This is a genomic window from Phenylobacterium sp. (assembly GCF_036263695.1).
Taxonomy (GTDB): domain Bacteria; phylum Pseudomonadota; class Alphaproteobacteria; order Caulobacterales; family Caulobacteraceae; genus Phenylobacterium.
In genome coordinates this window covers 1-9149 of the sequence record NZ_DATAGM010000294.1, presented here as the reverse complement: position 1 = coordinate 9149, position 9149 = coordinate 1, and the positions used below count along the sequence as shown (strand labels likewise).

Sequence of the window (9149 nt, the reverse complement as noted above, 5' to 3'; positions counted from 1 at the left end):
CACCAGCTCCATCAGCGAGCGGTCGTGGGTGATCAGGATCACCGCCCCCTCGTAGTCGTTGAGGGCGTCGAGCAGGGCCCGGCGGCTGTCGATGTCCAGGTGGTTGGTGGGCTCGTCGAGGATCAGCAGGTGCGGACGGTCCATGGCCACCAGGTTGAGCAGCAGCCTTGCCCGCTCGCCGCCCGACAGGTCGGCCACCTTGGTCTGCATCTTGCCCTGGCCGATGCCGAAGCTGGCCAGGTGGGAGCGGCGCTGCGCCTCGGTCAGCAGCGGCCGGGCGCGCTGGATGATGTCGAGCGGCGTGTCCATGGGGTCCAGCGCCTCGATCTGGTGCTGGTGGAACCAGCCGACCTGCAGCCGCTTGTCCCGCTTCATCTCGCCCGCCTGCAGCGGCAGGGCCCCGGCGATCAGCTTGGCGAAAGTGGACTTGCCGGCGCCGTTGACGCCCAGGAGGCCGATGCGGTCGTCGATGTCGAGGCGCAGGTTCAGCTTCCGCAGGATCGGCGCGCCGCCGTAGCCGACGGCGCCATCCTCCAGCCGGATCAGCGGCGGGGCTAGGGGGCGTTCGGGCGAGGGCAGGCGGAACGGCGCCACGTGCCCCTCGATGGTCTGCGTGACCGGCGGCAGCTTGGCGATCATCTTCAGGCGCGACTGAGCCTGGCGGGCCTTCGAAGCCTTGTAGCGGAAGCGGTCGACGAACGACTGCATGTGGGCCCGCTGCGCCTCGACCTTCACACGCATGGCTTCGGCGAGCCTAAGCTTCTCGGCCCGCTGCTGCTCGAAGCTGTCGTAGCCGCCGACGTAGAGGTCGAGCTTGCCCTCGTGCAGGTGGAGGATGTGGTCCACCGAGTTGTTCAGCAGTTCGCGGTCGTGGCTGATGACGATGGTGGTATGCGGGTACTTCTTCAGCCGCGACTCGAGCCAGAGGGCGCCTTCCAGGTCGAGGTAGTTGGTCGGCTCGTCGAGCAGCAAGAGGTCCGGCTCGGCGAACAGCGAGGCGGCCAGCGCCACCCGCATCCGCCATCCGCCGGAGAACTCGGCCATCGGCCGGGACAGGTCGGCGTTGGAGAACCCGAGGCCCGAGAGGATCTCGGCGGCGCGCGAGGGCGCCCGGTCGGCCTCGATCTCGCCGAGGCGGGCGTAGATGTCGCCCATCCGCTCCGGCGGGGCGGTGTCGAGCTCGGTGAGCAGGCTGTCCCGCTCGACGTCGGCCGCGAGCACGGTGTCGAGCAACGAAACCGGCGTCGCCGGATGCTCCTGGTCCACCCAGCCCATGCGCGCGGCCTTCGGCATGCCGATCTCGCCTGAGCCGGGCGTGAACTCGCCCTTAATCAGGCGGAACAGCGTGGACTTGCCGACGCCGTTGCGGCCCACGAGGCCGACCTTGGCGTCCTTGGGCAGGGTGACGGTGGCGCTGTCGAAGAAGCGGCGGCCCCAGGCGTCGAAGGTGAGGTCGTAGATCTGAAGCATGTGAGGCGAGGACTGTCAGGCGGCCGGAAGGGCGCAGGCGAGGGTGGATCGCTGCGGGCGGGAGTCAGGCATTTGTCGCGCCGCCGGGGCCTGACGAGGCGCGCTGATAGCATTTCCCGCGCAGGGTTGAAACTAGAGCGGCGCCGGCTATTGTTCATCCAGTTGGTTTAACATTGAGCGAGGCGAGGAGGATGAGCCGAGATCCCGTGGTGCGCGTCACGCGCCGGTTCCGCGCCGCCCCGGAGCGGGTGTTCAACGCCTTCCTTGATCCTGACATCGCGGGCCGCTTCATGTTCCGCACCGAGGGCGGCGAGCTGGTTCGCTGCGAGGTGGACGGCCGGGTCGGCGGGCGCTTCACCATCGTCGAGCGCCGCGGCGAGCAGGACGCCGAGCACCTGGGCGAGTTCGTCCGCATCGATCCACCGCGCAAGCTGGTCTTCATGTTCGGCACGGCGGGATGGGATGGCGAGTTCAGCCAAGTCGACATCGATATCTCGCCGGCGCCGGACGGCTGCGAGCTGACACTTACCCATCGGATGTCCCCGCAGTGGGCGGACTGGGTCGGCCGGGTCGAGGAGGGTTGGGGGCACATCCTCGGCAACCTCGAGAAGGCGCTCGGCTAGGCTTGGCGCAGGGGAGCCGCTCCTCTATAGGAGCCGCCTCTTTGCGGGAGCGCCCGCGCCAGCCAGCACACGTGAGCCATGACCGAACGCACCTTCTCGATCATCAAGCCGGACGCCACCGCCCGCAACATCACCGGCAAGATCAATGCGGTGATCGAGGACGCCGGCCTGCGCATCGTCGCCCAGCGGCGCATCCGCATGTCCCGGGCCCAGGCCGAGAAATTCTACGAGGTGCACAAGGAGCGCCCGTTCTACGGCGAGCTGGTCGAGTACATGACCTCGGGCCCGGTCGTCGTGCAGGTGCTGGAAGGCGACAACGCCGTGGCCAAGTACCGCGAAGTGATGGGCGCCACCAACCCGGCCCAGGCGGCCGAAGGCACCATCCGCAAGCTGTTCGCCGAAAGCATCCAGAACAACTCGGTGCACGGCTCCGACAGCCAGGACAACGCCAAGATCGAGATCGCCCAGTTCTTCAAGGACGAAGACATCACGGGCTGATGCGCTAAGCTCCTCCGGCCGGCGCTGCGCCGGCCGGGGCGAGCCATGGGCTTCTACGACCGCCACATCCTGCCCAGGCTGATCGGCGCCGCCTGCGCCCAGCAGGACATCGACGCCCAGCGGCGCAAGGTCGTGCCGCAGGCCGAAGGCGTCGTCCTCGAGCTCGGCTTCGGAACCGGGCTCAACCTTCCCCACTACGATCCCGCCAAGGTTTCGCGGCTCTACGCCCTGGAGCCCTCCGAAGGCATGCTGACCCGCGCCCGCCAAGCGGCGCAGGCCTCGCCCGTGCCTATCGACATTCTGCCCGAGCCGGCCGAGCGGCTGTCGCTCCCCGACAGCGCCGTCGACACCGTCGTGACGACCTACTGTATGTGCTCCATACCGGACGTGCGCGCCGCGCTCGCCGGCGTCCGGCGGGCCCTGAAACCGAACGGACGGCTGCTGTTCTGCGAACACGGCCTCTCGCCCGACCCGAAGGTCCAGCGCTGGCAGCGGACCATCGAGCCGTTCTGGAAGCCGATCGGCGGCGGCTGCCACGTCACCCGCGACATCCGCCGCCTGATCGCCTCGAGCGGGTTCGCGATCGATCAGGTCGAGACCGGCTACCGGCCGAATGCGCCGAAGTGGGCGGGCTTCGACGCCTGGGGCTCGGCGCGGCCGGCCTAAAGTTGGGAGGGCTGGCCTCCGCAATGGGGAGTCTTCCCAATGTGCGCGCCACGCATGATCATGCCGCCGGCCATGGACCTGCTTGAGAGGATCGACGAGAGCGAGAGTCTCGCCTTGGCCTGGAAGGCGGTCGGGACGGGCGGCGCGATGGTGCTGGTCGCCGGCGAAGCCGGGATCGGCAAGACCTCGCTGCTGGAAGCCTTCGCCGCAGACCTGCCGCGTTCGGCTCGAACAGCATGGGGCCGCTGCGAGTCCCTCGGCGTGCCGCGCCCGCTTGCTCCCGTCCTTGAGATCGCCGCCGGCCTGCTGTCCGGTGGTTCGTCGCTCCTCGCCGGCGCCCAGGCGCCTCAGGACCGGTTCCCGGAACTGCTGCAGGCGTTTCGCCGCGCGGGGCCAGCCTTCATCGTCATCGAGGACGCGCACTGGGCGGACCAGGCGACGCTCGACTTCATCAGGTACGCAGGGCGGCGCATCGAGCAGCTTCGCAGCCTCGTCGCCGTCACCTTCCGCAGCGACGAGCTCGGCGGCTCCCACCCGCTGCGCGAAGTGCTGGGCGCGCTGGCCACCTCCCGCAGCCTGGTCAGGATCGATCTGCGGCCGCTCTCCGTGGAGGCGGTGAGGCGGATGACGAGCGGAGTGATATCCGATCCCGAACTCCTGCACGCCAGGACAGGCGGCAACCCCTTCTTCGTCCGCGAAGCGGCGCGGGAGGCCGAGGCCGCGGTCCCCAGGGCGGTCGGCGACCTGATCGCGGGGCGCCTGGCGGGCCTTCGGCCGACCGCGCGGGACCTGGTGGATGTCCTCGCGATATCAGGACGCGCGGATCCTCAGCTGCTTAACCGGCTCTCCGCGACTGCGGCCGCCGATGTGGAGGCGGCGGTGGCGGCGGGACTGGTCCACTCGCGCGGCGACGACGTCGTCTTCAGGCACGAGCTCACGCGAGACGCGGTCCTGCAGGCGATCGGTCGGCCGCGGGCGGTCGAAGGTCATAGGCGCGTGCTTCGCGCTCTGCAGGACCTCGGCGAGACGGACGCCGCCCGGCTCGCCCATCACGCCCTGGGCGCCGGCGATGCGGAGGCGATCCGCGCCAACGCGCCCGTGGCGGCCCGGCACGCCATGGCCTTCGGAGCGCCTCGGGAGGCCTGGGCCTTGCTGGACAAGGCGCTGCCCCACTTCGACGGGGAGCGCCTGCACGAACGGGCCCAACTGTTGATGGAGTTCGCCAGAGCGTCCGTCGCCACCGGCAGGCTCGAACAGGCCATAGAAGTGCTGAGCGAGGCGCTGGCGGCATGGCGGAGCTTGGGGGATGTCCGACAGCAGGGCGTTTGTCTGAGGTCGGTGGCGATCCCGCTCGTGCGCGCCGGGCGCAACGCGGCGGCGGACCAGAGCGCCCGGGCGGCGATCGAGGTTCTCGAGCCGCTCGGCGACAGCGCCGAACTGGCCGCAGCGCTTCGGGTGCAGGCCCATGTGCGGATGCTCGACCGGGACAAGGCGCTGGCGCTGCACTATGGGCGTCGCGCCATCCGGATGTCGCGCAGCCTCGGGGTGGCGGCGACCCTCGCCGAGGCGCACATGACCGTCGGTACGACGCTGCTCGTGGCGGACGATCTCGAGGGGCGGAGCCATGTGGAACGGGCGCAGCAGATGGCGCGGGCGTCAAACAGCTACGAGTTGCTGGCGCTCACCTACTCCAACGCCGGGTCCGCCAGCGCCGAGCAGTTCCGGTTCGATCAGGCGCAGAGCTACTTGGCGGAAGGCCTGGCGATCGCGACCTCCCGGGACCTGGACGGTGAGGCCCACTACATGCGCGCCTGGCTTTCTTTGATCGACGTCTATCGAGGCTCGCTGACCGCGGCCGTGGAGAGTTCGCGCCGCCTGCTGGCCACCGGCGGGTTGTCGGCGATCACCCGTATCATGGCTCTTGTGGCGCTCGGCCGCGGGCTGGTCCGGCTCGGCGAGTCCGGCGCCGGGTCAGCGCTCGACGAAGCGCTGGGGCTGGCGGCGGAGACGGGAACGCTGCAACGGCTGGCGCCGGTCAGGCTGGCGCGCGCCGAGGCCGCCTGGCTCGACGGCGATCTCGCCCGGGCGCGAGCCGAGGCGGACGCCGTATGGAGCCTGGCGATCGGGCACCGGCATCAGTGGCATGGCGGGGAGGCCGCCTACTGGCGCGCCCTGGGCGGTGCGGGCGAGGAGCCTCCGAAGTGGATCGCGCAGCCCTATGCGCTGGAACTGCTCGGGCGGTCAGGCGCCGCGGCGCAGGCCTGGGCGGCCTTGGGCTGCCCCTACGAGCAGGCCCGGGCGCTGGCGCGCGGCGATCTGGACGCCCGACGGACGGCCGTGCAGATCTTCGACTCGATCGGCGCGGCTCCGGCCGCCGCGGCGCTGCGGCGCGACCTGAGGCGCGGCGGTGTCAAGCAGGTGCCCAGAGGACCTCGTCCGGCGACCCGCAAGAGCCCCTGGGGCCTGACGCCGCGTGAGCAGCAGATCGCGGACCTGCTGGGCGGCGGCCTGACGAACGAGCTCATCTCGCGCCGGCTGCGGATCTCGCCCAAGACGGTGGAGACGCACGTCTCGGCCATCCTGGCCAAGCTTTCGGTGGCTACACGCACCGAAGCCAGGGCGCTTCTGGCGATCCACGCCGCCCGGGCGGAAAAGTCCGCGTAGCCCCTTGCGGCCAATCTCAGGGGGTGTCCCCGATGTGCGGGCCGCGCGCGCCCCTCATGCTTCCTGCACTCGCAAACCAAGAGAGCAGGAGTTGAATCATGGAACTATTCGCCATCCGCCGCCGCAGCGCCTGGGCCGACGCCGCAGAGCTCGAATCCACGGCGGCCAAGTCCGCGCGCATCGGCGACCAGGAGATGTCGGACCAGGTGCGCTGGATCCGGTCGTACGTCGTGGCCGAAACTGACGGACGTCTCGGGACGATCTGCATCTACCAGGCGAGGGACGCCGCCAGCCTGCGTGAGCACGCCGCGCGGGTCGGAATGCCTGCCGAGGAGATCGAGTCGATCGCCAACACCGTGGTCGTGCGTCCGGATCCCGCACCGGCGGCGGTGAACGCCTAATTTGGAGGGCCGCGCCTGACGAGCGGTCTAGGCCGCGGCCAACTCCCCGCAAACGAACGCCTCTTCGCCGGCGTGCAGCAGGCCGTCGAGGACGTCGGGCAGGTCAGCGGGGGCGACGATCAGGATCATGCCGACGCCGCAGTTGAAGGTGCGGCGCAGCTCGTGCTCGGAGAGGCCGCCCATCTGCTGCAGCCACTCGAACGCCGGCGGCAGGGTCCAGGCGGAATAATCGAACTTGGCGACCAGGTGCTTGGCGATGGCCCGGGGGGGATTCTCGATCAGGCCGCCGCCGGTGATGTGGGCCGCGCCTTTCAGCCGCCCGGTGCGGATGTGGGGCAGGGCGGAGCGGACGTAGATCCTCGTGGGGCGCATCAGGGCCTCGGCGAGGCTAACCTCAGGTTCAAAGGGCGCCGGATCCGTCCAGGCCAAGCCGGAGCGCTCAATGACCTTGCGCACGAGGGAGTAGCCATTGGAGTGCGGTCCCGACGAGCCCAGGGCCACCATCAGGTCGCCCGGCTGCTGGTCGCCGAGCCTGGGCAGCACCGCCCCGCGCTCGACCGCGCCCAGGCAGAAGCCGGCCAGGTCGTAGTCGCCCTCGGCATACATGCCCGGCATCTCGGCGGTCTCGCCGCCGACCAAGGCGCAGCCGGCCTGGCGGCATCCCTCGGCGATGCCGGAGACAACCGACACCCCCTGTTCAACGTTGAGCTTTCCAGTCGCGTAGTAGTCGAGGAACAGAAGAGGTTCAGCGCCTTGCGCCAGAAGGTCGTTGACGCACATGGCCACCAGGTCGACGCCGATGGTCGCGTGCACGCCGGTCTCGATGGCGATCTTCAGCTTGGTGCCGACACCATCGGTGGTGGTGACCAGCAGCGGGTCGGCGTAGCCGGCCGCCTTCAGGTCGAACAGCGCGCCGAAGCCGCCCAGCGACGCATCAGCGCCCGGCCGGCGGGTGGAGGCGGCCAGCGGCTTGATCGCCTCGACGAGGGCGTTCCCGGCGTCGATGTCGACGCCCGCTTCGGCATAGGTGAGCCCGTTGGGCCGGTAGGACATGGCGGGAAGGCCTCAGAGAAAACAGTGGGCGTTGCGCAACAGGCGCTTGCAGACTCGGTCGAGCCCGGGGCTATAGCTAGCCGATGACGCCCATCACGACCACCGCAGACCTCGCGGCGTTTTGCGCGAAGCTGAAGGGTCAGCCGTTCGTCGCCGTGGACACCGAGTTCATGCGCGAGACGACCTATTGGCCGAAGCTGTGCCTGATCCAGGCCGCGGCTCCCAGCGCCGAGGCGGTCATCGACCCGCTGGCCGACGGCCTCGACCTGGCGCCCTTTCTGGAGGTGCTGAAGGACGAGTCCATCGAGAAGGTGTTCCACGCAGCCCGCCAGGACGTGGAGATCTTCAACAACCTAGGGGCCATGCCCCGGCCGCTGTTCGACACCCAGGTGGCCGGCATGGCTGCGGGCTTCGGGGAGCAGATCGCCTACGACGCGCTGGTCCGCCAGATGCTGAAGGTGGAGATCGACAAGTCGAGCCGCTTCACCGACTGGGCCCGTCGGCCGCTGACCGACGCCCAGCTCTCCTACGCCCTGGCCGACGTCACCCACCTGGCCAAGCTCTACCCGATGCTGCGGGCGCGCCTGGAGAAGGAAGGGCGCTTCGCCTGGGTCATCGACGAGATGAAGTCGCTGACCGAGCCGGCGCTGTACGACGTCGAGCCGGAGAACGCCTGGAAGCGGCTGCGGCCCCGCCGCCACACCGCCAAGTACCTGGCGGTGTTCCGCGCCGTCGCCGCCTGGCGCGAGCGCACCGCCCAACTGCGCGACCAGCCCCGCGGGCGGATCCTGAAGGACGACGCGATCGACGAGATCGCCACCCAGTGCCCCGCCGACGCCGACGCGCTTGATCGGCTGCGCTCGGTCCCCAAGGGTTTCTCGGGGTCTAGGTTCGGGCCTGAGCTGCTGGCCGCTATCCGCGAGGCGCTGAAGGACCCGGAGGCCTACGCCCCGGTAATCGAGAAGGCCAAGCCGCAGAGCTCGCCCGCCGCCGGCGCCGTGGTCGAGCTGCTGAAGGTGCTGCTGAAAGCCCGCGCCGAGGACGCCGGCGTCGCCTCCAAGCTGATCGCCACCGTCTCCGACCTGGAGGCCATCGCCAACGACGACGAGGCGGCGACGCCCGCGCTCACCGGCTGGCGCCGCGAGGCCTTCGGCGAGGACGCCTTAAAGCTCAAGCGCGGCGAGCTCGCCCTGGTGCTCGACGGCGCCCGGGTGCGGGTGGTGGAAGTGCGCAGAGCCCCGAAGGCCGCCGCGAACGGCTGAGGCCTGTGAGCATCTAGACCTCTCCCCGAAAGCGAGGAGAGGTCTCGTTTCATACGATCTCCAGCTTCAGCCGTAGGGCCTGGGCCAGGGCGCCGGCGCGTTTGGGAGTTTGCTCGCCTTGCAGGATGGCCTCGGCCCCGGCCGCGGAGCTCAGGATCAGCTTGCCGTCGGCTATACGCAGCTTGGCGGCGGCGAGCAGGGCCGGGTTGCGGCCGGAGAGATCCGCGCCGAGGCGGATGGCGGCGCCCAGGGCGCGGGCGCGGAGGCGGCGCTCTGGCGTGAGGATGCGGGCGATGGCCGTCCGATCCGGCGTGTCGGCCTGGGCCGTATGGCGCGAGAAGACCGCGCAGGCCAGGAACGCCCGCTCGCAGTGGTTCATCCCGGCGATGGGGGCGCGCAGCACCTGGTCGAAGGCCAGGTCCGCCCGGTGATCCGGGTGAAGCCGGGCGCCGAGGTCGGCGAGCCGGCACGCGGCGGCGAGCAGGATCGGGTCGCGATGGCCGAACATCGGC

General features: G+C 70.2%; 8 protein-coding genes and 1 pseudogene. 6 read left to right on the top strand and 3 right to left on the bottom strand.

From position 1 onward, the window contains the following. A partial coding sequence (locus VHK87_RS11840; RefSeq protein ID WP_329635097.1) for an ABC-F family ATP-binding cassette domain-containing protein occupies positions 1 to 1470 on the bottom strand: 1470 nt, incomplete at its 3' end. A 191-nt stretch (positions 1471 to 1661) separates the two neighbouring features. Between VHK87_RS11840 and VHK87_RS11835 the strand changes: the two genes are divergently transcribed. From VHK87_RS11835 to VHK87_RS11815, 5 genes are all read left to right on the top strand, one after another. Then, positions 1662 to 2093 carry an SRPBCC family protein gene (locus tag VHK87_RS11835; protein WP_329635096.1) on the top strand — a complete coding sequence of 144 codons (432 nt, stop codon included), beginning with the start codon at positions 1662 to 1664 and terminating at the stop codon, positions 2091 to 2093. 78 nt (positions 2094 to 2171) lie between these two features. Next, positions 2172 to 2591 carry a nucleoside-diphosphate kinase gene (gene ndk / locus VHK87_RS11830; RefSeq protein WP_329635095.1) on the top strand — a complete coding sequence of 140 codons (420 nt, stop codon included), beginning with the start codon at positions 2172 to 2174 and terminating at the stop codon, positions 2589 to 2591. 45 nt (positions 2592 to 2636) lie between these two features. After that, positions 2637 to 3257, top strand: a complete 621-nt coding sequence (locus VHK87_RS11825; RefSeq protein ID WP_329635094.1) for a class I SAM-dependent methyltransferase — start codon at positions 2637 to 2639, stop codon at positions 3255 to 3257. 39 nt (positions 3258 to 3296) lie between these two features. Continuing rightward, the gene (locus VHK87_RS11820; protein ID WP_329635093.1) at positions 3297 to 5921 is read left to right on the top strand and encodes a helix-turn-helix transcriptional regulator; all 2625 of its coding nucleotides are present in this window, start codon (positions 3297 to 3299) and stop codon (positions 5919 to 5921) included. 98 nt (positions 5922 to 6019) lie between these two features. Continuing rightward, positions 6020 to 6322: a nickel-binding protein gene (locus tag VHK87_RS11815; protein WP_329635092.1), complete on the top strand. Its 303-nt coding sequence runs from the start codon at positions 6020 to 6022 to the stop codon at positions 6320 to 6322. Between the two features lie 27 nt (positions 6323 to 6349). On the opposite strand, the gene purM is transcribed toward VHK87_RS11815, so the two are convergent. Further along, entirely contained in the window at positions 6350 to 7375 is a 1026-nt protein-coding gene (purM, locus tag VHK87_RS11810; RefSeq protein WP_329635091.1) for a phosphoribosylformylglycinamidine cyclo-ligase, read from the bottom strand. A gap of 83 nt (positions 7376 to 7458) precedes the next feature. On the opposite strand from purM, the gene rnd reads away from it, so the two are divergent. Further along, on the top strand, positions 7459 to 8637 hold the full coding sequence (gene rnd / locus VHK87_RS11805) for a ribonuclease D (RefSeq protein ID WP_329635090.1): 1179 nt from the start codon (positions 7459 to 7461) through the stop codon (positions 8635 to 8637). Positions 8638 to 8686: 49 nt separating this feature from the next. Here rnd and VHK87_RS11800 read toward each other — a convergent pair. Beyond that, positions 8687 to 9149, bottom strand: a pseudogene (locus tag VHK87_RS11800) (Ppx/GppA family phosphatase); the annotation flags it as partial.

Bases quoted from the DNA above. Each gene is read 5' to 3' on its own strand.
- VHK87_RS11835 (WP_329635096.1), top strand. From the start codon at position 1,662: ATGAGCCGAGATCCCGTGGTGCGCGTCACGCGCCGGTTCCGCGCCGCC.
- ndk (WP_329635095.1), top strand. From the start codon at position 2,172: ATGACCGAACGCACCTTCTCGATCATCAAGCCGGACGCCACCGCCCGC.
- VHK87_RS11825 (WP_329635094.1), top strand. From the start codon at position 2,637: ATGGGCTTCTACGACCGCCACATCCTGCCCAGGCTGATCGGCGCCGCC.
- VHK87_RS11820 (WP_329635093.1), top strand. From the start codon at position 3,297: ATGTGCGCGCCACGCATGATCATGCCGCCGGCCATGGACCTGCTTGAG.
- VHK87_RS11815 (WP_329635092.1), top strand. From the start codon at position 6,020: ATGGAACTATTCGCCATCCGCCGCCGCAGCGCCTGGGCCGACGCCGCA.
- purM (WP_329635091.1), bottom strand. From the start codon at position 7,375: ATGTCCTACCGGCCCAACGGGCTCACCTATGCCGAAGCGGGCGTCGAC.
- rnd (WP_329635090.1), top strand. From the start codon at position 7,459: ATGACGCCCATCACGACCACCGCAGACCTCGCGGCGTTTTGCGCGAAG.